Origin of the sequence: Haloarchaeobius salinus, assembly GCF_024464185.1 — an archaeon.
Taxonomy (GTDB): Archaea; Halobacteriota; Halobacteria; order Halobacteriales; family Natrialbaceae; genus Haloarchaeobius; species Haloarchaeobius salinus.
This window is the reverse complement of the sequence record NZ_JANHAU010000002.1, coordinates 480398-506855: the sequence shown is the minus strand read 5'-3', so window position 1 is coordinate 506855 and position 26458 is coordinate 480398. Positions and strand designations below refer to the sequence as shown.

At 69.9% G+C, this 26458-nt stretch carries 22 protein-coding genes; 10 read left to right on the top strand and 12 right to left on the bottom strand.

Annotated elements, in window-relative coordinates:
- Positions 1-108: 108 nt before the first annotated feature.
- The gene (locus NO345_RS09115; protein ID WP_256298511.1) at positions 109-975 is read left to right on the top strand and encodes a hypothetical protein; all 867 of its coding nucleotides are present in this window, start codon (positions 109-111) and stop codon (positions 973-975) included.
- Positions 976-1427: 452 nt separating this feature from the next.
- A complete protein-coding gene (gene folP, locus NO345_RS09110; RefSeq protein WP_256298509.1) occupies positions 1428-3902 on the top strand; it encodes a dihydropteroate synthase in 2475 nt (824 codons plus the stop codon).
- A 3-nt stretch (positions 3903-3905) separates the two neighbouring features.
- Here the strand turns inward: folP and NO345_RS09105 are convergent, their stop codons facing one another.
- The gene (locus tag NO345_RS09105; protein ID WP_256298507.1) at positions 3906-4976 is read right to left on the bottom strand and encodes a glycosyltransferase; all 1071 of its coding nucleotides are present in this window, start codon (positions 4974-4976) and stop codon (positions 3906-3908) included.
- 288 nt (positions 4977-5264) lie between these two features.
- Between NO345_RS09105 and NO345_RS09100 the strand changes: the two genes are divergently transcribed.
- Both NO345_RS09100 and NO345_RS19795 read left to right on the top strand, forming a co-directional pair.
- The gene (locus NO345_RS09100) at positions 5265-7268 is read left to right on the top strand and encodes an AMP-binding protein (protein ID WP_256298505.1); all 2004 of its coding nucleotides are present in this window, start codon (positions 5265-5267) and stop codon (positions 7266-7268) included.
- A gap of 66 nt (positions 7269-7334) precedes the next feature.
- The gene (locus NO345_RS19795) at positions 7335-8054 is read left to right on the top strand and encodes a CPBP family intramembrane glutamic endopeptidase (RefSeq protein WP_256298503.1); all 720 of its coding nucleotides are present in this window, start codon (positions 7335-7337) and stop codon (positions 8052-8054) included.
- Position 8055: 1 nt separating this feature from the next.
- Here NO345_RS19795 and NO345_RS09090 read toward each other — a convergent pair whose 3' ends face one another.
- The 5 genes from NO345_RS09090 to NO345_RS19790 form a co-directional block, all read right to left on the bottom strand.
- Positions 8056-8490: a spore germination protein GerW family protein gene (locus NO345_RS09090; protein ID WP_256298501.1), complete on the bottom strand. Its 435-nt coding sequence runs from the start codon at positions 8488-8490 to the stop codon at positions 8056-8058.
- 64 nt (positions 8491-8554) lie between these two features.
- A complete protein-coding gene (locus tag NO345_RS09085) occupies positions 8555-9271 on the bottom strand; it encodes an acyl-CoA synthetase family protein (RefSeq protein WP_256298499.1) in 717 nt (238 codons plus the stop codon).
- 423 nt (positions 9272-9694) lie between these two features.
- On the bottom strand, positions 9695-10870 hold the full coding sequence (gene dnaJ / locus NO345_RS09080) for a molecular chaperone DnaJ (RefSeq protein ID WP_256298497.1): 1176 nt from the start codon (positions 10868-10870) through the stop codon (positions 9695-9697).
- A gap of 102 nt (positions 10871-10972) precedes the next feature.
- The gene (dnaK, locus tag NO345_RS09075) at positions 10973-12877 is read right to left on the bottom strand and encodes a molecular chaperone DnaK (RefSeq protein ID WP_256298495.1); all 1905 of its coding nucleotides are present in this window, start codon (positions 12875-12877) and stop codon (positions 10973-10975) included.
- 149 nt (positions 12878-13026) lie between these two features.
- The gene (locus tag NO345_RS19790; RefSeq protein ID WP_368407858.1) at positions 13027-14067 is read right to left on the bottom strand and encodes a nucleotide exchange factor GrpE; all 1041 of its coding nucleotides are present in this window, start codon (positions 14065-14067) and stop codon (positions 13027-13029) included.
- A 122-nt stretch (positions 14068-14189) separates the two neighbouring features.
- Here NO345_RS19790 and NO345_RS09065 point away from each other — a divergent pair, with 122 nt between their 5' ends.
- Positions 14190-15569, top strand: coding sequence for a DEAD/DEAH box helicase family protein (locus NO345_RS09065; RefSeq protein ID WP_256298493.1), 1380 nt, complete (start codon positions 14190-14192; stop codon positions 15567-15569).
- Here NO345_RS09065 and NO345_RS09060 read toward each other — a convergent pair.
- Positions 15520-15990, bottom strand: a complete 471-nt coding sequence (locus NO345_RS09060) for a hypothetical protein (RefSeq protein ID WP_256298491.1) — start codon at positions 15988-15990, stop codon at positions 15520-15522. The genes NO345_RS09065 and NO345_RS09060 overlap by 50 nt on opposite strands.
- An 89-nt stretch (positions 15991-16079) precedes the next feature.
- On the opposite strand from NO345_RS09060, the gene NO345_RS09055 reads away from it, so the two are divergent.
- Positions 16080-17603 (top strand): DUF790 family protein, encoded by a 1524-nt coding sequence (locus NO345_RS09055; protein ID WP_256298489.1) that lies wholly within the window; start codon positions 16080-16082, stop codon positions 17601-17603.
- Between the two features lie 162 nt (positions 17604-17765).
- On the opposite strand, the gene NO345_RS09050 is transcribed toward NO345_RS09055, so the two are convergent.
- A complete protein-coding gene (locus NO345_RS09050) occupies positions 17766-18269 on the bottom strand; it encodes a DUF7122 family protein (protein WP_256298487.1) in 504 nt (167 codons plus the stop codon).
- On the bottom strand, positions 18266-19192 hold the full coding sequence (locus NO345_RS09045; protein WP_256298485.1) for an RsmB/NOP family class I SAM-dependent RNA methyltransferase: 927 nt from the start codon (positions 19190-19192) through the stop codon (positions 18266-18268). Before NO345_RS09045 ends, NO345_RS09050 begins: the two co-directional genes overlap by 4 nt.
- Positions 19193-19286: 94 nt before the next feature.
- On the opposite strand from NO345_RS09045, the gene NO345_RS09040 reads away from it, so the two are divergent.
- From NO345_RS09040 to NO345_RS09025, 4 genes are all read left to right on the top strand, one after another.
- Positions 19287-20024, top strand: a complete 738-nt coding sequence (locus NO345_RS09040; protein WP_256298483.1) for a proteasome assembly chaperone family protein — start codon at positions 19287-19289, stop codon at positions 20022-20024.
- A gap of 75 nt (positions 20025-20099) precedes the next feature.
- Entirely contained in the window at positions 20100-21221 is a 1122-nt protein-coding gene (locus tag NO345_RS09035) for a pyridoxal phosphate-dependent aminotransferase (RefSeq protein WP_256298482.1), read from the top strand.
- Between the two features lie 113 nt (positions 21222-21334).
- Positions 21335-23041, top strand: a complete 1707-nt coding sequence (locus NO345_RS09030) for a bacterio-opsin activator domain-containing protein (RefSeq protein ID WP_256298480.1) — start codon at positions 21335-21337, stop codon at positions 23039-23041.
- A 105-nt stretch (positions 23042-23146) separates the two neighbouring features.
- Complete coding sequence (locus NO345_RS09025; protein WP_256298478.1) at positions 23147-23998, top strand: UbiA family prenyltransferase; 852 nt, start codon at positions 23147-23149, stop codon at positions 23996-23998.
- Between the two features lies 1 nt (position 23999).
- Here NO345_RS09025 and NO345_RS09020 read toward each other — a convergent pair whose 3' ends face one another.
- The 3 genes from NO345_RS09020 to NO345_RS09010 form a co-directional block, all read right to left on the bottom strand.
- The gene (locus tag NO345_RS09020; protein WP_256298476.1) at positions 24000-24656 is read right to left on the bottom strand and encodes a DUF7978 family protein; all 657 of its coding nucleotides are present in this window, start codon (positions 24654-24656) and stop codon (positions 24000-24002) included.
- Between the two features lie 47 nt (positions 24657-24703).
- The gene (locus NO345_RS09015; RefSeq protein ID WP_256298475.1) at positions 24704-25090 is read right to left on the bottom strand and encodes a hypothetical protein; all 387 of its coding nucleotides are present in this window, start codon (positions 25088-25090) and stop codon (positions 24704-24706) included.
- Between the two features lie 153 nt (positions 25091-25243).
- Positions 25244-26425 carry a redox-regulated ATPase YchF gene (locus tag NO345_RS09010; protein ID WP_256298473.1) on the bottom strand — a complete coding sequence of 394 codons (1182 nt, stop codon included), beginning with the start codon at positions 26423-26425 and terminating at the stop codon, positions 25244-25246.
- Between the last annotated feature and the right edge of the window lie 33 nt (positions 26426-26458).

Here is a 26458-nt window from a genome sequence, read left to right as displayed (position 1 = left end):
CTCTGTCACCACCGCCTGCCCCCACCCCCGCTGACGCCATCCACCCCCGCTGACGTCACCCGCCCCCACGACGGAAAAACCTTCAGGCACCGCCACGGAGTCGAAGCCATGGGACTGTTCGACCGCGTCCGTGGCATCTTCGGCGACGACGAGCCCGAGCCACAGCCGGCGACCGGACACGACGACGCCCCGGCCGCACCGGAGCCGACGGCCGACCCCGAGGGTCGCGGCCGCGGCGGCGTCAACGAGGCTGCCGCGGGCGAGAAGAGCGGCAGCCACGGCAGCCACTGGGACACCGTGACGACCGACCAGATGGGCGTCATCAGCACCATCCGCGGCGCGGTCGAGTCCGGGATGCCGACCGAGTGGACCGCGGACGACGGCGAGACGGTCGTCGGCTACCGCGCCGGTGCCGGCCCCGTCTCGACGCTCGTCGTCACCGGCCCCGACGGCGAGCTGTGGACAGCGTACCCCGTCGCCGAGGGCGTCACGCACGAGCTCACCGTCGAGCAGGTCGTCCCCTGGGCGAACGGCGCGGAGGCCCAGCTGGCCGGCACGCTCGGCGACGCCACCGTCTCGCTGTTCGCCACGAACTACGTCACCATCGACGGGCCCATCGAGGGCACCCGACAGGTCGAACTCGCCGCGCTCTGCTACGACCTCAACCCGGCCGACGACGAGACCCTCACCGTCGACGAGGGCCACGAGTTCTCCACCGCCGGGATGGCCGGCTTCGTCCCGTTCGACGGCGGCGACGTCGACGACTACGTGTTCCAGACCCGCATCGAGTCGGTCCGCGAGTGCGAGTTCGGCGACACGACGCTTTACCGCTGTCGCGCGCCCCTGTTCCGCGACGCCCACGGCACCGACTACGAGATCTCGCTCTACGCCGCCGACCACGTCTGCGACGGCTACGTGCCCGAAGCCGGCGACGACGTCGAGGGCGTGTTCTGGCTGCAGGGCTGGCTGTCCTGACCACCGGTCGTTTCCAGTTGTTGTAAATCTCCCAAACACTTCGACGACCGACCAGCCGGATGGCGCGCGACTGGCGAGCCTGCCGAACGAAGTGAGGTCTCCGCGAACGCAGTGAGTGGAGGGCGGCGAGACGACGAAGGAGTCTCGCAAGGCCGCGAGCCATTCCGCGCGAGGGACGAGACGCGCAGGGAGCGGTCACGAGACGCTCGCGTCTCGTGGGCCCACCGGAAATCTCCGATTTCCGGGGACGCTAGCGACTGAGCATCGCAGGAGGCTGGGGAGGTTCGCGGGCTGTTTCGGGGCGGGGTGGGGCTTTCTGGCGGTTCGGGAAGGAGACTGTTCCCACGACTGACGGGGCTTTCTGGCTGTACGAACCACCGCGATACCCTCCCCCAAGCGAGACGACATTCAGACTCCGACACGCTAAAGCGCCCGCCGAGAAATGCTCGCGTATGCAGTATCACGAGGCCGCGAGCCTGCTGTTCGACCTCCGACGCTACGGTGCGAGGCCGGGCACGGAGTCGACGGCGGACCTGCTCGCGACCGTCGGCGACCCCCACGTGGGGCTGGCGTGCGTGCAGGTCGCGGGGTCGAACGGCAAGGGCAGCACCAGCCGGATGGTGGAGTCGGTGCTCCGCGACGCCGGGCTGACGGTGGGGCTGTACACGTCGCCGCACTTCGAGGACGTCCGGGAGCGGATCCGGGTGGACGGCCGGAAGGTGCCCCGCTCGGCGATGTGCGAGTTCGTGGAGACCATCCAGCCGCACGTGGTGGACCGGGCCGCCGACGGTGAGTCGCCGACGTTCTTCGAGGCGATGACGGCGCTGGCGCTGTGGCAGTTCGACCGCGAGGACGTGGACGTGGCGGTGCTCGAGGTCGGCATCGGCGGGAAGCTGGACGCGACGAGCGTCGTGGACCCGGTGGCGAGCGCGGTGACGAACGTCTCGCTGGAGCACACGAAACTGCTCGGCGACACGGTCGCGGAGATCGCCACGGACAAGGCCCACGTCGCGCCGTCGGAGCGCCCCCTCGTCACGGGCACGACGGGCGACGCGCTGGCCGCAGTGCGGGAGCAGGCAGGTGACGTGCTCACGGTGGGCGACGACGACGCGGACGTGACGACGAGCTACGGCGGCCGGGAGAACCACGTGGAGGCGGCGGTGTCGGTCGTGGGCGCGGACGCGGACGGGACGGAGTGGCGGGTCGACACCCGGGTTCCGACGCTGGGCGCGCACCAGGCGACGAACGCGGGCATCGCCTGCGCGCTGGCCCGGCAGGCGGGCGAGGCGCTGGGCGCGGCCGTGAGCGAGGAGACGCTCGCCCGCGGGCTCCGGAACGCCCACTGGCCGGGGCGGTTCGAGGTGCTCGCCGACGCACCCCTGACGATACTCGACGGGGCGCACAACCCGGCCGCCTGCGAGCGCGCCGGGGAGACGCTGGCGGAGTTCGACTACGACGAGCTACACGTGGTCTTCGGCGCGATGCACGACAAGCCCCACCGCGAGATGGCGGCCGGCCTCCCCGCAGCAGACGCCGTCTACACCTGTGAGCCGGACCTCCAGCGCGCAGAGGACGATGCGGTGCTCGTGCGGGTGTTCGAGGATGCGGGTGTCGCCGACCCGCAGCCCTGCGGCGCGGTGGACTCCGCACTCGACCGGGCGCTCGACGCCGCCGGTCCAGAGGACTGCGTGCTCGTGACGGGCTCGCTGTTCACCGTCGCGGAGGCCCGCACGCGCTGGACCCGGGTGCAGGTACCCACGCGGGTCCGGAGCGTCGACGACGCGACCGAGGTGCTGGCCGACGCGGCGGTCACCGACGACGAGATCACGGAGCTGCGCGACGACGGCGTCCACCGCGTGCTCCGCACCCGGCTGCAGGGCCGGCAGGCGACGAAGATCCGCGACTCGCTGCTGACCCACGGCGGGGAGTGCGCCGTCTCCGGACTGGAGACCGAAGGCGAGCACCTCGACGTGGTGCTCATGGGTACCCTCGCCGAGTTCGCGGCGCTCGCGGACGACATCGCCGACGGGCCCCACGGGCTCGCGCAGTTCGCCCGGGAGCTCCGGGCGACGCTGGAGCTCGATACCGACGACGGGGCCGCCCCCGACTACCCCTGGACCGACGGCACCGCCGTCATGGGCATCCTGAACGTCACGCCGGACTCGTTCCACGACGGCGGCGAGTACGACGCCGTGGACGACGCGCTCGAACGGGTCCGGAAGATGGTCGACGCGGGCGTCGACATCGTCGACATCGGCGGCGAGTCGACCCGGCCGGGTGCGGCACCCGTATCGGCCGCACAGGAGCGCGACCGCGTCGTCCCCGTCGTCGAGGCCATCCGCGACGCCGGCATCGACGTCCCCATCTCGGTGGACACGCGCCGGGCCGACGTCGCCCGGGCCGCGCTCGACGCCGGAGCGGACATCTGCAACGACGTCTCCGGGCTGGGCGACCCAGAGATGCGCTTCGTCGCCGCCGAGCACGACGCGCCGCTGGTCGTGATGCACAGCATCGACACGCCGGTCGACCCCGAGACCGACATCGCCTACGACGACGTGGTGGCGGACGTGCTCGACCAGCTCCGCGAGCGCGTCCTGCTGGCGGAGAAGGCCGGGCTCGACCGCGAGCAGATCGTCGTCGACCCCGGCCTCGGCTTCGGGAAGACCGCTGCCGAGTCGTTCGAGCTACTCGACCGGGTCGACGAGTTCGCGTCGCTGGGCTGTCCCGTGCTCGTCGGGCACTCCCACAAGTCGATGTTCGGGGCCATCGGGCGCGCGGACGGCGAGCGGCTCCCGGCGACGGTCGCCGGGACGGCCATCGCGGCGGACCGCGGCGCGGACGTGATCCGCGTCCACGACGTGCGCGAGAACGTCGACGCCGTCCGTGTCGCAGACGGTGCGCGCGACCCGGAGACGCTCGACGACTGACCGTCAGAACAGCCCCACCGACTCCATCTCCTCGCGGTAGCACTGCAGATAGCGTTCGAGGATCTCCCGCCTGTCGAACTCCGCGAACCGGTCGTCGACGGTCAGGCGCTCCATCCCCGCGGCCTCGCTGATCGCGGCTGCGAGCTCCTGCTCGCTCGTGGTTCGGAACCCCCGGTCGAAGTCGGCGTCCCGCCGCACGAGCAGCTCGTGGGCCGACGAGTCGGCGTGGTACTCCACGATGCCGATGCAGCCACACGCCAGCGCCCAGAGCAGCTCCGTCGCGAACAGGCACTCCTTGGCCGTCTGGGCGAACACGTGCGCGCCCCGGTAGACGGCGACCCGCTGCTCGCGGTCGCACTCGCCCAGCCACGTGATGCGGTCGTCGATCCGCAGGTCGCGTGCCTGTCGCTCGTACGCCTCGCGCTCCGGCCCGTCGCCGATGACCACCGCCGACCAGTCCACCTGCCGGAGCTCGGCGAGCGCCAGCAGCAGCGATTCGAGGTTCGCGCCCTCGTCCAGCCGCCGGGCGTACACCACGTCGGCCACCTCGCGGGGTTCGACCGACTGCAGCAGGTCGAAGTCGATGCCGTTCGGGATCACGTCGACCGAGTCCTCGCTCGCGCCGTGCTCCCATGCGTGCGTCTGCACCATCTCCGAGGGCGTGATGACCCGGTCGGACTTCTTCAGCGCCTTCCGGTGCGCCCGGCCGTACTCCGCGACGTCGCCGTACCAGTCCGTGACGAGCGGGGCCCGAGCCACCCGCGCCGCCTTCTTCGCCGCGGACACCTGCTTCGGCGGACGCCCCGCGGCGTGGACGACCTCCGCCCCGAACTTCCGCACCGCCATCGGGAGCGCGTACCGGAACTTCCGCTCCGAATCGACCTCGTCGACCACCCCGCGGTAGACGACGTCCTCGTGCTCCCACTCGCCCTTCTCACCGGTCCACCACTTCGCACAGAACACGCAGACGTCGTGGCCCCGGTTCGCGAGGTCCTCCGCGATCCCCTTCAATCGTCGGTTCGCCTCGCTGTCGACGTGGAGTGCCGTCTCCAGCGCGACGAACGCGACACGCATCGTCTATGCCAAGTAGGCTCCCGGTTCGGTAATAAAGACCCCGGCTCTCGTACGATGGGTGAGTGTGTCTGGTATGTGGATTCTGTGACCAGGAGCGTTGAGTCGATACCAGGCAGAAGGGGCCGAGAACCGCGGGGCTCTTTGGCCGTTCGCGGTTCCAGAGCGTCCCACGACGGACGAGCCCCCAAACCCGAATCCGGGACGGACACCGGACGCACGCGGACACAGGAACCGCACGAACGTTGAGGGCAATTTCTATGACCCACCCACGGAAACACGTAGGACGACATGGAATCCCTGGAAGACGTATCCGAGGTGGCGTTCGAACCGTCACAGGAGTTCGTCGAGTCGACGAACGTCTGGCAGTTCATGCAGGAGTACGACATCGCGGACTACGACGAACTCGTCGAGCGGACGACGTCGGAGGCCGACGGCTTCGACCAGTCCGGCGTCGACTGGTTCTGGGACGAGCTCGTCGACTACCTCGGAATCGAGTTCTACGAGGAGTACGACACGATCCGGGACGACAGCGAGGGGCCGCAGTTCACGGACTGGTACCCCGGTGGCGAGATAAACATCGCGCACAACGTCGTGGACCGACACGCGGCCGCCGACAACGAGACGCGAAACAAGGTCGCGACCATCTGGGAGGGCGAGGACGGCGAGGTGCGCGAGGTCACGTACCACGAGCTGGCCCGGCAGTCCAACCAGGTGGCGAACTACCTGGAGTCGGTCGGCGTGGGGACTGGCGACACGGTCGGGCTGTACATGCCGATGGTGCCGGAGGTCGTCTCCATCCTCTACGGCTGTTTCAAGGTGGGCGCAATCGCGGTGCCCATCTTCTCGGGCTTCGGCGTGGACGCGACGGCGACGCGCATCTCGGACTCGGAGTGCTCGGTGCTCTTCACGGGCGACGGCTTCTACCGCCGCGGCGGCGAGGTCCGGCTGAAGGGTGCGGCCGACGACGCCATCGAGGAGGCGGGCCACGTCGAGCACACGGTCGTCTACGAGCGTCTCGGCCTCGTCAGCAGCGAGGAGGAGTCCATCGAGTGGAAGCGCCGGGACGACACCTGGGCGGAGGCCATCGAGGGCCAGTCCGACGAGTACGACTCGAAGTCGCTCGATTCGAGCCAGGAGTCGATGCTGCTGTACTCCTCGGGGACGACGGGCAAGCCGAAGGGCATCGTCCACACCCACGCGGGCGTCCAGCTGCAGTGTGCCAAGGAGCTGTACTTCGGCTTCGACCTCAAACCCAGCGACCGCTTCTTCTGGGTGAGCGACATCGGTTGGATGATGGGGCCGTGGACGCTCATCGGCAACCACACGTTCGGCAACACGGTCTTCATGTACGAGGGCGCGCCGGACCACCCCGAGCCCGACCGCTTCTGGGAGATGATAGACCGCCACGGACTCACCCAGTTCGGCATCTCGCCGACGGCCATCCGCGCCCTGCGCAAGCACGGCGACGAGTGGGTGGAGAAGCACGACCTCTCCAGCCTGCGCATCCTCGGCTCCACCGGCGAGCCGTGGGACCCCGAGTCCTGGCAGTGGTTCCTCGAGACGGTCGGCGGCGGTGAGGCACCCATCATCAACATCTCCGGCGGCACCGAGATCTGTGGCTGCTTCCTCATGCCGATGCCCATCAACGACCTCAAGCCCTGCACGCTCGGCGGGCCGGGCCTGGGCATGGACATCGACATCGTGGACTCGTCGGGTGAGTCCATCAGAGACACCCACGAACGCGGCTTCCTCGTCGCGCGCGACTCCTGTCCCAGCATGACGAAGAGCCTCTGGTCGGGCGACGAACGCTACCTCGAGGAGTACTGGTCCTCGTGGGAGGACCTCTGGGACCACGGCGACTGGGCGCAGAAGGACGAGGACGGCTTCTGGTTCCTCCACGGCCGCGCCGACGACGCGCTCAACGTGGCGGGCCGGAAGGTCGGCCCCGCCGAGGTCGAGGGCGCGCTGATGGACCACGACGCGGTGAACCAGGCCGCCGCCGTCGGTGCTCCCGACGACACCACCGGCACGGCCGTCGTCACCTACGTCATCCTCGAGGACGGCTACGAGGAGACCGACGAGCTCCGCGACGAACTCCGCGCGCAGGTCGGCGAGGAGCTCGGCAAGCCGTTCCGCCCGCGCGAGGTGCTGTTCGTCGACGAGTTCCCGAAGACCCAGTCCGGGAAGATCATCCGCCGGGCCATCGAGGCGACGTACCAGGGCGAGGACCTCGGCGACATGAGCAGCATCGAGAACCCGGCGGCGCTGGAGCGACTCGAGGACGCGCGGTAACCGGCGCGGAGACGTCCTGGCGGTGCGCCACGTCCGTTTTTGTCGGGTGACGACGTACTGTGACCCGTGACAGAAACACCTCCCGCAACCGGCCCGGTACGCACCGTCCTCGCGGCGACGGGGCTGACGGTGCTCGCCATCGTCGTCTCGACGCTCGTCGGCGTCGTCTTCCTCGTCCCGTCGCTCGCACTCGGCCTCGACGTGGAGACGACGCTCGGACTGCTCCTGCTGACGGCCGCGGGGCAGATCGGCTTCCTCGCCTTCGCCGTGCTGTACGCCCGGCAGCGTGGTCTCCCGGTTCCGGTCCGCGTGCCCACCGCCCGCGAGGCGGGCCTCGCGCTGGGCGGCACGCTCGTCGCGCTCGTACTCGCGACCGGGCTCTCGGTGCTGCTCGCCGCCCTCGACCTCGTGCCGGGCTCGGTCATCGAGGAGAGCGGGACCATCGACCCGAACTTCTTCCTCGGCGTCGCCGTCCTGTCGGTCCTCATCGTCGCACCCGCCGAGGAGTACCTGTTCCGTGGTGTCGTCCAGGGCCGGCTCCGCGAGACGTTCGGCCCGGTCGGCGCGGTCGTCGGGTCCAGCCTGCTGTTCGGCTCGGTCCACCTCGCGAACTACACCGGCTCCGTCGAGCAGGTCGTCGCTGGCGCGCTGCTCATCGCCGGCACCGGGGCCGTCCTCGGCGCGCTGTACGAGTGGACCGACAACCTCACCGTCCCCATCGTCACCCACGCGCTCTACAACGTCGTCCTCGCCGGGACGGCCTACGTGACTGCCACCGCCGCGTAGCTCAGTCGCCGCCGCGCCGTCGCCGCCCGAGCAGGTAGCCCAGCGCGAGTCCGAGGACGGCACCGACCGCGAGCTTTCGGCGGTCGTCGAACCGCACGAACCGCGTGCCGTCCTCCGTCACCTCGACCACGCCGACGGGGCTGGCCGCCGCGCCACCGCCGCCACCGCTCTCGCTGGCTTCCGGGTCCTCGTCGTCACCCTCTGCTTCCCCGGAACTCCCGGTCCCACTCCCCGCGCCGAAGCCGTAGGCCACCTTCGCGACCGAGATCACCGTCCGGCCCTGCGCCTCGACGGGCTCGCCGTACACCGCGTCGACCGCGGCGGACTCGGTCACCCGGTCCAGCAACCCCGTGATGATGCCGCCCGCCGACCGCAACGTCTCGGGGGGCGCGCCCCCGTCGGTCGATGCCTCGTGCTCGCTGGAGTGCTCGCTCATACCTGTACAGACGGCGTTCTCCCCGATAAGCCCCGGTCCAAGCTGTTGGCCACCAGTCCCCGCGCTACCGCGACGCCTCGACGCGCTCGAAGAACCCGTCCGACACGTCGATGCTCGCCCCGTCCACGACCCCCGCGGTGTCCCCGTCGCCGCCGTCGAGCCTGGTGGACGCCCCCGCCACCAGCGGCGCGATGACGCCGGCCGCGAGCACCGCCGGCGAGGCCACCCGTCCGCCGACCGACACCGTGTCCTCGGCTGTCAGCGCCAGCTCGTCGACGGCCCACTCGGCCCCGGCGAGCAGGTCCGCGTGGGTGTACCGCCGGTCGCCGTCGTCGAGGATGGGGTCCGACGGCGTCGCGGGTTCGGGCGGCATCGTCGGGTTCTCGCTCCAGACGCCGCCCTCCCAGTAGTCGTGTGCCGGGTTCTCCGGGTCCGCGCCGTAGCCTATCGTCGCCGTCCCCGGCGCGATGTCGTACTCTCCGAGCCGGTCGGTCGGCGCGACGAACGCCCGCGCTTCGACCTCCCGGGACGGGTCGAACGTCGTCACCGCGCCCAGCAACGACGCCCCGAGAAACGTGAGCACGGGCTGGGCGCGCGCCGACGGCACGATGGCGACTTCAGCGCCCGTCCGCACGCCCAGCTTGTGCAGGAGGTTGCCCGTCTTCCACGCCGTCGTCAGGAAGCGCCGGTAGTCGTACCGCTGGGTCGTCGGCCCCTCGGCGAACAGGGCGGGCGCGTCGCTCCGGCGGTCCCGTGCCAGCACGTCGGCGAGCGTCTGCATGGCTCAGTGTTAGGTGCATGTCGGGAAAAGTGCGTGGAGTTCCACGTGGCGATGCCCGGGAACCTTCCGGCTGGCGCGCGCTGGCTCGCGTGGCGAAGCCCGCGAGCCATTCCGCGCGCGAGGGATGAGCGAGGGAGCCTGCGACCGAGCGAATAGGCTGGGGAGGTGTGAGGTGCAGTCTGGTGGGACTGAAAGGGGCGAGGCGCTGGAGGAAGGCGGACGAAGCAAGCGACACGAGAGCGAAGCTCTCGTTAGTCTGAGCGCGAAGCGCTCAGGCACCGCAGGTACGAGGAGCGCAGCGAGTCCCCCCGCTCCAGCGCCTCGGGGCTTTCTGGCAGTAATCGACACCAGCAGTTCTCACGCCAGTCAAGACTCACCACTCAGGAACGCGATCAACAGCCGAAACAAATCAACCCGAATCTTTCAGAAGAAGCTCTCGATCTTCTCGAAGAACCCCTTCTTGACCTCGATATCCTCGCCGCCGGCCTCGGCGAACGCCTCGAGCGCCTCGCGCTGCTCCTCGTTCAGGTCCGAGGGCGTCACCACGTGGGCCTGGACGAACAGGTCGCCCTCGCCCCGCCGCCGCAGGTGGGGCATGCCCTTGCCGCGCAGGCGGAAGGTCTCGCCGCTCTGGGTGCCCTCGGGGATGTCGAGCTCGACGCGGCCGCCGAGGGTCTCGATCTCGACGGTGTCGCCGAAGACGGCCTGCGGGAAGGAGATGGCCAGCCGGTAGTAGAGGTCGTCGCCCTCGCGCTCGAAGTCCTCGTGGTCGGCGACGCTGACCTCGATGATGAGGTCGCCACGCGGCGCGCCGGGGTCCCCGACCGCACCCTCGCCACCCATGCGGATGGTCTGGCCGTTCTGCACGCCGGGGGGGATCTCGACTGAGAGGGAGGCCTCCTCGGCGACGACGCCGTCGCCGCCGCAGTCCGCGCACTGCTCGTCGTACAGTTCTCCCTCGCCCTCGCACCGGTGGCAGGTCTGGGTCTGCTGCACGCGCCCGAGCGGCGTCTGCTGGACGCGGGTGACCCGGCCCTGGCCGTTGCACTCGGGGCAGGTCTCGACGTCGGCGTCCGGCGGGTGGCCCTCGCCCTCGCACGTGTCGCAGTGCGCGGGCCGTGAGATGGTCACCTGCTTCTCGACGCCCTCGTACACCTCCTCGAGGTCGAGGGTGATCTGCGTGCGGAGGTCGCGGCCGGGCTGTGGACCGCGGTCGCGTCCGCGCTGGCCGCCCTGGCCGCCGCCGAAGAACTGCTCGAAGATGTCGTTGATGCCGCCCATGCCGCCCTGGCCGCCGAAGGGGTCCCCACCGCGACCGCCGCCGAAGCCGCCAGCGCCACCGCCAGCACCCTGGTCGAAGCCGCCGCGCTTCTCGGCCTGCTCGAAGCGCTCGTGGCCGAGGCGGTCGTACGCCTGGCGCTTCTGGTCGTCGGTGAGGACCTCCTTCGCCTTCTTCACCTGCTTGAACTTCTCCTCTGCGTCCTCCGCGTCGGACACGTCCGGGTGGTACTCGGCGGCCTTCTTCCGGTAGGCCTGCTTGATCTCGTCCTCGGACGCGTCCCTGCCGACACCGAGAACGTCGTAGAAGTCCTCACTCATTGGTTATCACACTGTAGCGGATTGGAACACTTGAAAAGAACGGGTTCGGCTGGCGAGCGTGTCCCGCTCGACGACGGGGCTGCCGTCGTCGGATTCGACTACCTACTCCTCGTCGTCTTCGGCCGGCTCGTCCTCCACGTCCTCGAAGTCGGCGTCGACGTACTCCTCGTCGTCCTCGGCCGCGTCACCGCCGGGGGCCGCACCGCCGGCCGCGCCGCCCGGCCCTGCTCCGGCCGCGCCAGCGCCGCCGTTGGCGGCCGCCGCGCCCTCGTACATCTGCTTGCCGATCTCCTGCAACTCCTTCGAGAGCGACTCCGCGGCGGCCTCGATCTCGTCCTTGCTGGCGTCGTCGTCGGAGATGACCGCCTCGACCTCGTCCATCTCGGCCTCGATGGTCTCGCGGAGGTCGTCGTCGACGGCGTCCTCGTTCTCCTCGAGCAGCGTCTCGGCGCGCTGGAGCGTCGCCTCGGCGTTGTTCTTCGCCTCGATGCGCTCGCGGCGCTTGCGGTCCTCCTCGGCGTGCTCCTCGGCCTCGGCCTGCATCTGGTCGATCTCGGCGTCCGAGAGGCCCGCACCACCCTCGATGGTGATGTCCTCGCGGTTGCCCGAGCCCTTGTCCTCGGCGGAGACGTTGACGATGCCGTTCTCGTCGATGCTGAACGTGACCTCGATCTGCGGCGTTCCGGCCGGTGCCGGCGGGATGCCGGTCAGGTGGAACTCGCCGAGCAGCTCGTTGTCCTCGGCCATCTCGCGCTCACCCTGGAACACGCGGACCTGCACGGACGTCTGGTTGTCCGCGGCCGTGGTGAAGATCTTCGACTCCTCGGTCGGGATGGTCGTGTTCTTCTCGATGAGACGCTCGAACAGGCCGCCCTTGACCTCGATACCGAGGCTGAGCGGCGTCACGTCGAGCAGGACGATGTCGTCGACCTCGCCGCCGAGCACGCCGCCCTGGATGGCCGCGCCCAGCGCGACCGCCTCGTCGGGGTTGACGTTCTTCTTCGGCTCCTGGCCGATGAGCTCCGCGACCTTCTCCTTGACCTGGGGCATCCGGGTGGAGCCGCCGACGAGCAGCACCTCGTCGATGTCGTCCTTGTCGTAGCTCGCGTCCTCGAGCGCCTGCTCGGTCGGCTCGACCGTGCGGTCGATGAGGTCGCCCGTGAGGTTCTCGAACTTCGCCCGCGTCATCGACTTCTCCAGGTGGATGGGGCCGTCGTCGGTCGCCGTGATGAAGGGGAGGTTGATCTCCGTCTCCTTCCGGCTGGAGAGCTCGATCTTCGCCTCCTCGGCGGCGTCCTTGAGCCGCTGGAGCGCCTGGCGGTCCTCGCGGAGGTCGATGCCGTGGTCGTTCTCGAACTCGTCGGCGAGCCAGTCGATGATGGCCTCGTCCCAGTCGTCGCCACCGAGGTCGTTGTCACCGTTCGTCGCGACGACCTCGTAGACGCCGCCACCGAGGTCGAGGATGGAGACGTCGAACGTGCCCCCACCGAGGTCGTAGACGAGCACGGTCTGGTCGGAGTCGTCGTCGAGCCCGTACGCCATCGCGGCGGCGGTCGGCTCGTTGATGATGCGCTCGACCTCGAAGCCGGCGATCTCGCCGGCGTCCTTGGTCGCCTGGCGCTGGCGGTCGCTGAAGTACGCCGGCACCGTGATGACCGCCTTCTCGACCTCCTCGCCGAGGTACTCCTCGGCGTCGCGCTTGAGCTTCCCGAGGATCATCGCCGAGATCTCCTCGGGCGTGTAGTCCTCGCCGTCGATCTCGACGGTGTAGTCGTCCTCGCCCATGTGCCGCTTGATGGACGCGATGGTGCGCTCGGGGTTCTGGATGGCCTGGTTCTTCGCCGGTTTCCCGACGAGTCGCTCGCCGTCGTCGGTGAACGCGACGACGGAGGGCGTCGTCCGGTTGCCCTCGCTGTTGACGATGATCTCGGGGTCGCCACCTTCCATCACCGCGAACGCGGAGTTGGTCGTCCCAAGGTCGATTCCGATTATCTTGTTGCTCGCCATGTTGTGGTCTACTAACTCGCTTGAGGTTTTAAAACTTGCTTTACTCGACTATCCAACGAATTAAAGCCGTTACTCGCCGACATACCGCCAGCAGAGTTAATTTTCGCGTTCGTGGAGATTGGCTTTACGCTTGCGGCCACTGACCGCCGTCAGTGTCGGTTGTCACCGGTGGTGGCTTCCTCTTCCGCCACCGTGTCGTCCTCACCCTCGGCCGACTCCGCGTCGTCGTCCGCCGCCACCTCCGAGACCTCCGCCGCCGCGCCGTCCGCGGCCGACCCGTCGTCGTCCGCCTCGACCTCACCGCCGAGTGCGACGGCCTCCTCCTCGGGCTCGTGGTCGGCCCCGTTGCTCACCGTGACCTGCGCGGTCTGGATGACCTTCTCGGCCATCTCGTAGCCCGGTCGGTAGACGTCGACGATGTCGCCCTCGGGGAGCTCGCTGTCGACACGCACCATCACCTCGTGGCGCTGCGGGTCGACGTCGTCGCCCGCCGCCGGGACGATCTCCTCGACGTTCTCCTCCTCCAGCACGCGGTCGAAGTCGCGCAGCGTCGCCTCGACACCCTCGCGGATGTCCGCGTCCTCGCCCTCCTGTTCCAGCGCCCGGGTGAGGTTGTCCCGGACCGGAAGGAGGCGCTCGACGAGGTCCTCGGTGGCGCGCTCTCGGATCTGGTCCTGCTTCTTCTTCGCGCGCTCCTTGTAGTTCTTGAAGTCGGCCTGCTTCCGCACGAGGCGCTGTTTCAGGTCCTCGCGCTCGTCCTCGAGCTCGTCCACCTCCGCCTCCAGTTCGTCGACGCGGCGTCGGAGGTCGTCCGTGTCGTCCTTCAGCTCGAACGCGCGCTCGACGAGCGCGGCGACCTCCGCACCGAGGTCCTCGTCGTACTGACTGGCGCGGCCGACGAGGTCCTCGCCCACCGGGGAGCCGACGGACTCGGCGTCCGTCCCCGCCGCTTCGGTGTCCGCGTCCTCGTCCGTCGCAGAGTCACCCTCGGTAGCCGTCGCCTGCGCGGCCTCGGACGTGCCGGCGTCCGGCGCGTCTGCCTCGGCCGACGCCTCGGCGGTCTGCTCCTCGTCGACCGCCGCGTCATCGGTGGGTTCCTCGGCCTCCTCCGGTGGCGACTCCGGTGGCTCGTCTGCGGCTGTCGACCCCTGATCAGGGGGCGACTGCTCCGTATCCTCGTCTTCGTCCATGTGCGAAACAAAACCCGTGGGTGAACAAAAGGGTTCAGGTACGCGGCGAGGGAGACACCCGAAGCCAACGGTCACCCGCACACCCGGAACACGTAACTCGCCCGGGTGGCAACCACCGGCCCGTGACGGTCTCGCTCCGCTACGAAGACGGTACGCTCCGGGTGGACGGCGACGGACTCGACGAGATCCCGCACGTCGAGTACGACGACCGGAGCGACTCCGGCCGCGCGCCAGCGCACCGCTACGCCGCGGTTCGCGACTGGCTCGACCGCCACGGCCGCACGGTCGACGACGGCGTGCTCTCCCTCGACCCCGTCCCCGACCTCCACTCCGACTACGAGCTCCGCAGCTACCAGCAGGACGCCCTCGACGCCTGGAGCGAGGGGGGAGTGACGGACGGCACGAACGGCGACGGTCCGCTCCCGAACCGTGGCTGCATCGAGCTCCCGACGGGCAGCGGCAAGACCGTCGTCGCCATCGGTGCCATCGAGCGACTCCGGACGCCGACGCTCGTCGTCGTGCCGACGCTCGACCTCGTCCACCAGTGGCGGACCGAGCTCGAACGCGAGTTCGACCTCCCCGTCGGCCAGTTCGGCGGCGGCGAACAGCGCGAGGAGGTGCTGACGGTCTCCACCTACGACTCGGCGTACCTCAAGGCCGAGGACATCGGCGACCGTTTCGGGCTCGTGGTCTTCGACGAGGTCCACCACCTCGGCGGCGAGGGCTACCGCGACATCGGTCGACTGCTCGCCGCGCCCGCCCGGATGGGCCTCACCGCGACGTTCGAGCGGCCGGACGACGCCCACGAGGCGGTCGCGGGGCTCGCCGGTCCGCTCGTCTACCGACTCTCCGCCGACGATCTCGCCGGCGACCACCTCGCCAGCTACGACGTGAAGCGTCTCACCGTCGAACTCACCGCCGAAGAGCGCGAGCGCTACGAGGAGCACCAGTCCACGTTCACCGACTACCTCGCCCGCAGCAACATCCGGTTCACCAGCGGGAGCGACTACCAGGAGCTCGTCAAGCGTTCCGGCACGGACCCCGAGGCTCGCGAGGCGCTGCTGGCGAAACAGCGCGCCCGGCGCATCATGATGGGCAGCCAGGCGAAGGTCGACGCGCTCGCCGACATCCTCGACGACCACCGCGACGACCGCGTCATCGTCTTCACCGCACACAACGCCCTGGCCTACGACATCTCGGAGCGGTTCCTCGTTCCGACCATCACGCACGAGACCGGGACGCACGAGCGCCGCGACGTGCTCGAGAAGTTCCGTGACGGCACCTACTCCCGTGTGGTCACCTCGAACGTCCTCGACGAGGGCGTCGACGTGCCCGACGCGAACGTCGCCGTCATCCTCTCGGGCAGCGGGAGCGAGCGGGAGTTCACCCAGCGGCTCGGGCGCATCCTGCGACCGAAATCCGACGGCGGTCGCGCGCTACTCTACGAACTCGTCAGCGCCGAGACCGCGGAGGAGCGCGTCGCGAGCCGCCGTCGAAGCTAGCCGACGCGCCGGGGTCGCGCCACTCGAAGGAGATGGAGCCGACCCGGTCGAACGTGTACTCGAAGCGTCCCGTCGCCCCGGCGGCGAGTCGCACCCGACGCGCCCGTTCCAGTCGCTCATCGTCCCGTGTCCAGACCGCCACGAGCGTCAGGTCGACCATCGACTCCCGGTTGTTGGCGACGACCGCCGTCACGACGAACTCGTCGTCGGTCTCGTCCGTCTCCAGCCCGATCGAGATGTTCTCCCCGAGGCTGGTCGTCGGTGTCGAACTGGCGGGCTCCGAGCCGTCCGTCGTCGGCACCGCTGGCTCCGTCTGGGGCGGTCGCTGGTCGGCCCCGGGCTGGTCGCCGGGCCGCCGGCTACAGCCCGCGAACAGCACGGCCCCGGTGACGAGGCTCCGACAGAGAGCACGCCGTCGCATCGACCGCGGCTTCGGTGGGTCGGTACGAAACCTTTGTGACTCGCCGCGGGGAGTGGCGCTTTTCACCCCACGCCGCCCATGGGCAGACGATGCTGACGAAGGACCTGCTCCGGGTGTCACGCGCCGGCGGCGGCTACCACCCGCAGTTCGCCGGCCCGGAGCACGAGGCGCTCGCGGCACGCACCCTCGGCGTGTTCCAGGGCCACGTCGACGAGCAGTGGGGCGACCTGCAGGACGCACTCGCCGAGCTGGAGGCCGACGCACCCGACTTCAAGCTCGTCCGCGGGTTCGCGAAGCTCCTCGAACGGGAGACGACGCTGGAGACGCGCGCGCCGGTCGAACCGCCGCAGGCCCGGCGGGCCGCGTTCGAGGCCGCCGAGGAGGTGGGCGTCGTCACCACCGCCGAGCGCGACGACGCACTCGCACGGGCGGCGGCCGACCGTGGCGTCGCTCCCGACGAGCTCGCCGCGTCGCTGTACGCCGACCTCGAGGACCGGCAGGTGCTCGCGAGCGTCGACGCGCCGTGGTCTCCGGCCGAACTCGTCGCCCAGTACAACCTCTCGCTCGCGCAGACGGCGCTGTTCGATGCGACCGAGATCAGGGTGCGCTCGTCGGACCCGAAGGCACTCGTCTCGGCGGTCAAGCGCCTCCGGCTCATGTACGAGATCCACCGGACCGACGGCGGCCGCGAGGTCGTCGTCACCGGCCCCGACGCGCTCTTTCGCCGGTCGCGCCGCTACGGCACCCGCTTCGCCCGGCTGCTCCGGACCGTCGCGAAGACCGACGACTGGCGGCTGGCCGCGACCATCGACGACCGCGGCACCGAGCGGGAGCTGGTGCTCACCGACGAGGACCCCGTTCGAGTGCCCGGCACGGAGCCGGTCACCGAGGTCGAGTTCGACAGCGAGGTCGAGCGCGACGTGGCGACGCGGTTCGAGTCGCTCGGGCTGGACTGGGATATCGTCCGGGAGCCCGAGCCGCTCGCGACCGGCTCGCGGGTGATGATCCCGGACTTCGCGTTCGACTGGCTCCCGGGCGACGACGAGTTCCGCGTGTACTTCGAGGTGATGGGGTTCTGGACGCCCGAGTACGTCGCGAAGAAGCTCTCACAGCTCGACGATCTGGAGGATGTGGAGATGCTCGTCGCGGTCGACGAGTCGCTCGGCGTCGGCGAGGAGATCGCCGCGATGGACCACCGCGTCATCACCTACTCGGGATCCATCCGGGTGAAGGACGTCCGCGACGCGCTTCGACGCTACGAGGGCGAACTGGTGGCGGCCGCGGCCGGGGAGCTACCGGACGCACTCGTCCCGGACGACGACGTGGTGACGCTGTCGGCACTCGCGGACCGCCACGGCGTCAGCGAGAGTGCCGTCGAGGGGAAGTCCTTCCCCGAGCACGAGCGCGTCGGACGGACGCTCGTGCGGCAGGCGGTGCTCGACGCGGTGGGCGAGCGCGTCGAGGCCGGGATGGGGCTCGACGAGGCGGAGACGGTGCTCGACGAGTTCGGGCTGGACGACGCGGGTGCGACGCTCTCGCGGCTCGGCTATCGAGTCGAGTGGGCCGGGCTCGACGGGGGGACGGTTCGGGTGGCCGACGCCGACGAGGAGTGAACGGGTGAGAGCCGAGCCGTCGCTGGCAGGATTGGCGAACAGGCGACGCGGTCGTTCGCGCGACGGTGCGTCACGCACCCGCCTCGGCCGTCGCACGTCGGTTGGTCAGGACACGCCGCATCTGGGTCCGGGTTCGAATAAAAAGGGTTGGAGGGTGGGAGTTCAGACCGAGCGCTGCCGACCCTTCGGCACCGTCGACTTGAGTTCGCCGTAGACGTAGAGCCCGACGCCGATCGGCTCGCGTTCGCCGGCGATCTCGTGGGCGGCGATGACGTAGCCCCAGTCGCCGTCGTACGGTATCTCCTGGTCCTCGCCGGCGACGAAGCGTTCCGCCTGCTCGTCGGTGAGCTCGAACACGTTCGTCGTGGCGAGCCGGCCGAATCGCTGGACCGCGTCGGTCGTCGGCTTCCAGTGCTCTTGACGGGTGCGGAGGAACGTCATCCCGAGGCCCTCGACCGAGATCGGGGTGGGTACGTCGCCCCCGAAGATCCATATCTTGCCCGCGCCCTTCTCCCAGAACGTGTGGTTCTCGAAAGTGTCGGCGGGGATGTCGAACCGATTCTCCCACCAGTCGAGGACCTCCTCGCGGGTGGCCCGTCCGTCGACCTCGCGGTCGTCCTCGGTGGCGGGGAGACGGTCGAACCGCTGGCCGTCGTTCCCGGTCATGCGCCCACCTCCAGCTTCGCGGTGAAGAAGCCGCCCGTGTCGTTCTGGTGCGGGTAGACGCGCTTTGCCTTCGTCACCTGCGGGTCGAACTCGGTTCCCTCCCACTCGGTGAGCCCGTCGTCGTGCTCGAGCGCGAGGTCGTAGTCGACGAGGCGGCAGTCCTCCTGCCGGAGGACGTGGTCGAGCACGGCCTCGTTCTCCTCGGGCGCGAACGTGCAGGTGGAGTAGACGACGGTGCCGCCGTCGCGGGTGACCTGGACGGCTCGCCGGAGGATGCCCTTCTGGACGCCCGCGATGCCGGCGACGTGGTCCTCGCTCCAGCCGTCGAGTGCGTCCGGGTTCTTCCGGATGGTCCCCTCGCACGAGCAGGGGGCGTCGACGAGTACGCGGTCGAACTTCGGCCCCTCGCGCTCGCCGTCGGCGGCGAACGGCTTCAGCGAGAAGTTCCTGGCATCGCGGTTCGTGACCGCGACGTTGGTGACGCCGAGGCGCTCGCAGTTGAACCGCAGCGCGGAGAGTCGGCCGAGGTTGTTGTCGTTGGCGACGAGCGTCCCCTCGTCGTCCATCTCGGCGGCGAGCTGGGTCGCCTTGCTCCCGGGCGCGGCGCAGGCGTCGAGGACGCGCTCGCCCGGCTCCGGTGCGAGGACGGTAGCCGGGATCGCCGACACCTCCTCCTGCCCGTGGACCCAGCCGTGGAAGCTCGGCCACGTGGCTCCGGGCGTGTCCGTCTCGACGCGCATCACGTGGGGGTGCCAGCCGGCGCGCTCGTAGCCGACCCCGGCCTCGTCGAACGCGTGCTCGACCTGCTCTGGCGTCGCCTTCAGCGTGTTCACGCGGACCGCCATCGGGAGCGAGCGACCGCAGGCGTCGATGAACGCCTCGAAGTCGTCGACAACGTCCCGGTACCGCTCGAATGGCTCCATCGAGCGCGGTTTCGCGGGGGAGCGGTTTGTCGGTTTCGAACGGCCGGCGCACCCGTGGGGAGCTTTTACCTCGCGTCGGTGTGTCGGTTCGAGCATGGGACACATCCAGCAGCACGCGGAGATGGACATCGACGGCGCGATGCTCGTCGAGGGGATGCCCGGCGTCGGCCTCGTCGGGAAGATCGCGACGGATCACCTCGTCGAGGAGTTCGACATGGAGCTGTACGGGACGGTCCACTGCGAGAGCCTCGCACCCATCGGGGTCTACCACGAGGGCGAGCGCGAGCTGCTCCCGCCGGTCCGGCTCTACGCCGCCCCCGACGAGGACCTCGTGGCGCTCCAGAGCGACATCCCGGTGAACTCGGCCGCGGTCGCCGAGTTCGCGGACTGCCTCGTCGGCTGGCTCGAAAACGAGAACGTCACGCCCGTCTTCCTCAGCGGCCTCCCCGCCGAGAAGTCGGGGGTCCCCGAGCTGTTCGGCATCTCGACGGGTGGCGCGGGGGACCTGCTCGACGACATCGACATCGACCTGCCACCCGAGAACGGCGTCGTCAGTGGTCCGACCGGGGCGTTCCTCAACGAGGCCGGGGAGGCCGGGCTCGACGGCGTGGGACTCGTCGTGCAGTCGAACGAGCGGTTCCCCGACCCCGAGGCCGCGCGGGTCCTCATCGAGCACGGGATCGGCCCGCTGACCGACATCGAGGTCGACATCTCCGAGCTGGTCGACCACGCCGAGGAGATCCGCAAGCAGAAGGAGAAGCTCGCCGAGAAGATGCGCCAGGCGAAAGACGAGGAGAGTTCGAAGGCACAGCCGCTCCGGATGTACCAGTAGCCCGGTTCGGTTCGGTGTGATTCGATACCACGAATCACATCAAGAGTTATCCGCAATCGCTACGCTGGTTGGTGTATGACCGAGTTCTCGAACCGGGTCGAACGGGTCAGTATCAGTGGCATCCGCGAGGTATTCGAGGCGGCGGGCGAGGACGCCATCAACCTCGGCCTCGGACAGCCCGACTTCCCGACGCCCGAGCACGCGCGCTCGGCCGCCGTCGAGGCGATCCAGGCGGGCAAGACCGACGCCTACACCTCGAACAAGGGCACCGAATCGCTCCGCGAGAGCATCTCGGCGAAGTTCGAGCGCGACCGCGGACTCGCGGTCGACCCCGAAGACATCATCGCGACGGCCGGCGGTTCGGAGGCGCTGCACCTCGTCATGGAGGCCCACGTCGACCAGGGCGACGAGGTCATCTACCCCGACCCCGGCTTCGTGGCGTACGAGGCGCTCACCCACGTCGCCGGCGGCGACCCGACGCCGGTGCCGCTCCGCGAGGACCTCACGCTCGACCCCGCGACGGTCGAGGAGCACATCACCGAGGACACCGCGGCGTTCATCGTCAACAGCCCCGGCAACCCGACCGGTGCGGTCCAGTCCGAGGAGGACATGAAGGAGTTCGCCCGCATCGCCGAGGAGCACGACGTGCTCTGCGTCTCCGACGAGGTGTACGAGCACATCGTCTTCGACGGCGCGCACCACTCCCCGATGGAGTTCACCGACTCCGGCAACGTCGTCGTCGTCTCCGCCTGCTCCAAGACCTACTCGATGACCGGCTGGCGGCTCGGCTGGGTGGTCGGCTCGAACGAGCGCATCGAGCGCATGCTCCGCGTCCACCAGTACGTGCAGGCGTGTGCCTCCGCCCCGGCGCAGTACGCCGCCGAGGGGGCCATCGACGGCCCGCAGGACGTCGTCGACGAGATGGTCGCCACGTTCGAGGAGCGCCGCGACCTCGTCGTCGACGGCCTCACCGACATGGGTCTCGAGGTGCCCGAGCCGAAGGGCGCGTTCTACGTCATGCCGAAGGTCCCCGACGGCTGGGTCGACGAGGTGCTCGACCGTGGGGTCGTCGTCGTCCCCGGCGAGGCGTTCGGCGAACACGGCGAGGGCTACGCCCGCATCTCCTACGCCACCAGCACCGAGGAGCTGGAGGAGGCCCTCGACGTGATGCGCGAGGCGACGGACGCAGTTCGGTGAGGCCCACCGTCGCCACGGACCGGGTGTGATCGGCCGATTCTCTCCTCGACGGCCGGGGAGCCAAACTGTTTAGGTCCGACTCCATTTGCTCGTCGACCCCGTACCCATCGCCAATGGCAACGAACCTGTCGCGGGACGCCGAGGTCGGCAGTTCCCGACCCACGGTCCTCGTGGTGGACGACGACGAGGACCTCGCGGACACGTGCCGCTACTGGCTGGAGGACGACGACTACCGCGTCCGGACCGCCTACAGCGGCGAGGACGCACTGGAGGCGGTCGACGACCAGGTCGACCTCGTCCTGCTCGACCGTCGGATGCCCCGCAAGTCGGGCGACGAGACGCTCGACGTCCTCCGCGAGGAGGGCTACGAGTTCCCGGTCGCGATGATGACCGCCGTCGCGCCCGACACCGACATCGTCGACATGCCGTTCGACGAGTACCTCGTGAAGCCGGTCGACCGCGACGACGTGGTCGACACCGCGGACGAACTGCTCGCCCGCTCCGACTTCTCCGAGACCGTCCGCGAGTACTTCGCGCTGGAGGCGACCGAGGCCGCGCTCTCGAGCCGGGAACGGGAAGCACTCCGTGACGAGGACCAGCTCGTCGAACTCGAGAGCGAGCTCGACGAGACGTACGAGGCGAACGAGGAGGCCATCGCCCGGCGCGAGCAGCAGCTAGAGCGCCTCACGAACGTCAACCGCGTCATCCGGCGCGTGGACCGCGCGCTCGTCGACGCGGACACACGGGACGCCATCGACACCGCCGTCTGCGAGGCCGTCGTCGGGACCGAGCCGTACCGCGCCGCACTGGTCGCCGAGTACACCGACCACAGCAGGGGTGTCCGGCTCCGCGAGACCGCCGGGGCGGTCGACGAGGCGGCCGACATCACCGGCAGCGGGCTCGCAGACGGCGTCGAGTCCGCGGTCGACGACGGCGAGGTCCAGCTGCTGACCGACCTCGACGCTGACGCGGCCGGGGTCGACGACGGGGTCGCGCTCGTGACGCCGCTGTCGTACCGCGAGAAGTCCTACGGCGCGCTCGTCGTCGGGACGACGACGGACCACACGGTCAGCGACCACGAGCTCGACGTGTTCGCCCAGCTCGGCGCACGCATCGGCAACGGCATCACGGCCGTCGAACAGCGCCGCCTCCTGCTCGCTGACACCGTCGCCGAACTGGAGTTCCGCCACAGCGACCGGGCCGACCCGCTCGTCCGCATCGCGGCGGAGACCGGCGGCGACCTCTCGCTGCGGGGCATCGCCTCGAACGACGAGTCCGGACTGACCTGCTTCGTCGACCTCGTCGGCGGCGACGGCGAGACGGCGCTCGAACTCGCCGCCGAGCTGTCGGGCATCGGGAACGCGCGTCTCGCCGCCGATGGCGAGGAGTCGCTGCTCGAGCTCTCCGTCACCGATGCCGCCATCGAGACGCTCTCGGGCGTCGGCGCGACCGTCCGCTCGTTCGACGTGACCGACGGCGAGGGGAGCGTCGTCGTCGAGGCCGCACCGGACGCCGACCTGAAGGCCATCGCCAGCGCCGTCCAGTCCACGTACGACGACATCGACCTCGTCTCGAAGCGGGAGGTCGAACGCTCCGTCCAGTCGACGGAGTCGTTCCGGCAGGACCTCGGCGACCGGCTGACCGACCGCCAGCGCGCCGCCCTCGAGACGGCGTACTCGGCGGGCTACTACGAGTGGCCCCGCGACTCCACCGCCGAGGAGGTCGCAGACGCGATGGACATCGCCGCGCCGACGCTCCACGAGCACCTCCGCGCCGCCGAACGCAAGCTGCTCGAGTCGTTCGTCGACGAGACGGTCTGAAGCGTCGGTCCGTCCTGCCGTCCCGACTCCCGTTCTCACGTGTGCACTCCGGCAGTCCAGTCGCCGACCCCCGCAGTTATTGGCGTCCGTGACGAACGATAGCACATGACGTTCTCCCGGCACGGCTCCGGAGTCGTCGCCGACGCCCGCGCGCTCTCCTCGCAGGTCCATCCCGTGTTCATGCTCCCACCGCTCGCCGCCTCGTGGTTCGGGAGCGTCCTCGCCGGGGAGTTCGACGTGGCCCTCGGCGCGCTCCACATGGTCGCCGTCTTCCTCGCGGTCTACACCGCCCACGTGAAAGACGGCTACGTCGACTTCTACGTCCGCGACGAGGACGACGACCACCCCCTGACCGAGCGGGGCTGTCGCCTCGCCCTCGCGCTCTCCACGACCGGCTTCTTCCTCTGCCTCGGCGCGCTCTGGCTGCTCGTCGACCCGGTCGCGGCGCTCGTGACGCTGCCCTGCTGGCTCATCGCCTACCACCACGCCCCCCAGCTCGACACGAACCCCGTGACCACCACGACGGGCTACCCGCTCGGCATCGCGGTCGCCATCGTCGGCGGCTACTACGTCCAGACCGCGAGCCTCGCGGCCGTTCCCGTCGCCTTCGCCCTCGTCTTCCTCGTCCTGCTCTCGGGCGTGAAGGTCATCGACGACGCGAAGGACTACGAGTACGACCGCTCCATCCGCAAGCGCACCGTCGCCGTCGTCGTCGGGCGCGAGCGCGCCCGCACCGTCGCCTTCGGGCTGATGGCCGTCGGGCTCCTCGTCGTGCTCGCGTTCGCCGCCGTCAGCGTGTTCCCGCCGTCGGCCGCGGCCGCGGTCCTCGTGTTCGTCCCGGTCGCCGCGTTCGCCCACCGCGGGACCGACGAGCTGGCGACGATGCTGCTCGTGCGGGGCTGCTACCTGTTCCTCGCTGTGTTGCTCGTCGCGGTGTACTACGAGCCCCTGGCCTGACTCACGGCCGTCGCTTCCCCTGCCTGCTCGGTCGGTTCCAGGCCGTCCGCCGACCCAGCATCGCGCCGACGAGCGCGAACACCGCCGGGTAGGCGACGGCCGCCAGCCCGATGGCGTACCACGGGTTCGGCCGGAACTCCGAGTCCGTCGGGACGCCCTGGACCGCCCCCTCGGGCTGGATGGAGGCGACCAGCATGAACACCACGGCGACGAAGAAGTAGCCGACGAACGTCGCCAGCCCGGCCCGGAGCCAGTGGACGTTCCTCGGCCGGCGCTTGGCCACCGCGTAGCCCGTGACCACGAGCAGCGCGGGCGGGAGCAGGAACGCCACGAACAGCGACGAGTCGGCCGCTGCGAGCCGTGCGAGCGAGTTCCCGGACTCGGCGACGACGGCCGCCCGCTCGAAGGTGATACCCTCCGTCGGGACGAGGTGGGCGTTGTAGTAGATCCACGCCGAGACCCGCCAGCGACCGACCGACGACGCCGCGACCGCGGCCTCGCCGACGAAGCGCGTCCGGACGAGGAAGTGGATCAGACCGAGGCCGACGAGGAAGGCGAGCCCGCCGACCGCGCTCCCCTTCACCCAGAGGAACAGCGACGCGACTGCGTCCACCTCCGTCTCGCGTTTGAGCTCCGCGGGGTTCCGACGGTCAGACATTCGACCTACGTACCCGACGGGGGCTCAAAGACGTGCCGGTCGGGGCGCTACCCGCCCTCCAGCGCCCGGGCCGCCCGCGTACACCGGTCGACCCACAGCCGCTCGTACGCCGCCTCGCTCACGAGCCGTCCGTGGAGCTCCGCCACCTCGGTGATGCCCGCCTCCCGGCACCACGCTACGCAGCGCCCGTACAGCTCGCGCGGGTGGTCGTCGGTGTCGTGGACGACGCGCAGTTCGTCGGCCCCCGCGAGGCTCGCGACGAACGCCCGGGTGTGCCCGTCGACGAGGACCCACTCGGCGTCGAGTTCGATGACCGGCAGCGGCTCGTACGCCGGCTCGTCGGGGTCGAACCACGAGACGACGCCGTCCAGCTTCGCCCTGCTCAGGTAGCACTGGCTCGGCTGGGGCTCGTCGATGGGGAGCCAGTCGACCATGTGGCGTGCGTCGTGGGAGGTGGAGAAAAGCGATCGGGTGGTATGTGAACCGGTTCCGTGCAGGCGGCGACCGAGGACGCCAGGCCGAGGGTACCGTCGGATTGCAGGTTCGTCGCCGCGAAAGGGTACGTGGAGTGCGAACCCGGATCCGGCTCACTTCGCCGTCGAGACGATCTTCACGACGTCGCCCTCCGCCAGTTCGTACGAATCCGAGATCTCGCGCGAGGACCGCGCATCGACGGCGTGCAGGTAGGCATCGCCGATGTCAGAGTGGACCGCGTAGGCCAGGTCCACGGGCGTCGACCCCCGCGGCAGCAGGAAGGCGTCGGGCAGCACGTTCCCCTTCGCGTCCGTCCACTTCGAGGCGTCCTGTACCGGGTACGCGGTCAGGTGGTCGAGCAGGTCGTAGACGGCGTAGTCCAGCGCGGCCTGCACGCCGGTGCCGCCGTACTCCGCCATCGTGTCGCGCAGGCCCTCGAGGAGGTCGCGCTGGGCGTCGGACACCTCGCCGACGACGTCGAAGGACTCGTCGCCGGGGTCGTAGTCGACGGCACCGGCTTCGGCTCCCTTCCGGAGCGCGAGCTCGCCCTGGGCCGTCGCGGGGATGACGGGCTTGTCGAGGGCGAGCAGGCGCTCGACGTTCTCCGGCGGGGCCACGTCGGCCTTGTTGGCGACGACGACGATCGGCTTCGTGCGCTGGCGCACGTCGCGGGCGAGGGCCTCGCGGTCCGCGTCGTCCCAGGCCATCGGGTCCGGCGAGTAGTCCAGCCCCCGCAGCACCGCCTGCACGTCGGCCTGGGTCGCACCGAAGCCGGTGAGCATGTCCGCGAGCGCCTCGTCCATGTCGAAATCCGGGGAGCGGGACTTGCGCTCGACGGACTCCCAGTTGCGGTCGACGATGCCCGCCAGCCAGAGGTCCATCTCCGCCTCGATGAAGTCCACGTCGTCGAGCGGGTCGTGGCTGCCGGGCTCGACCGGCTCGCCCTTCTCGTCGGTCGCGCCGGAGGCGTCGACGACGTTGACGATGACGTCCGCGTTCGTCAGCTCGTCGAGGAACTGGTTGCCGAGGCCCTTCCCCTCGTGTGCGCCGGGGACGAGGCCTGCCACGTCGAGGAGCTCGACGGGGACGTAGCGCTTGCCGTCGTGGCAGTTGTCGTTGCCGCAGCGCTCGTCGCGGTCGAGACAGGGACAGTCGGTGCGGACGTGGGTGACCCCTCGATTCGCGTCGATGGTCGTGAAGGGGTAGTTCGCCACGTCGACCTCCGCCCGCGTCGCCGCCGAGTAGAACGTGGACTTGCCCGCGTTGGGCTTGCCCGCCAGCGCGATAGAGAGCATACCGGTCGGCTACTCGCGCCGTGGGAAACTGCC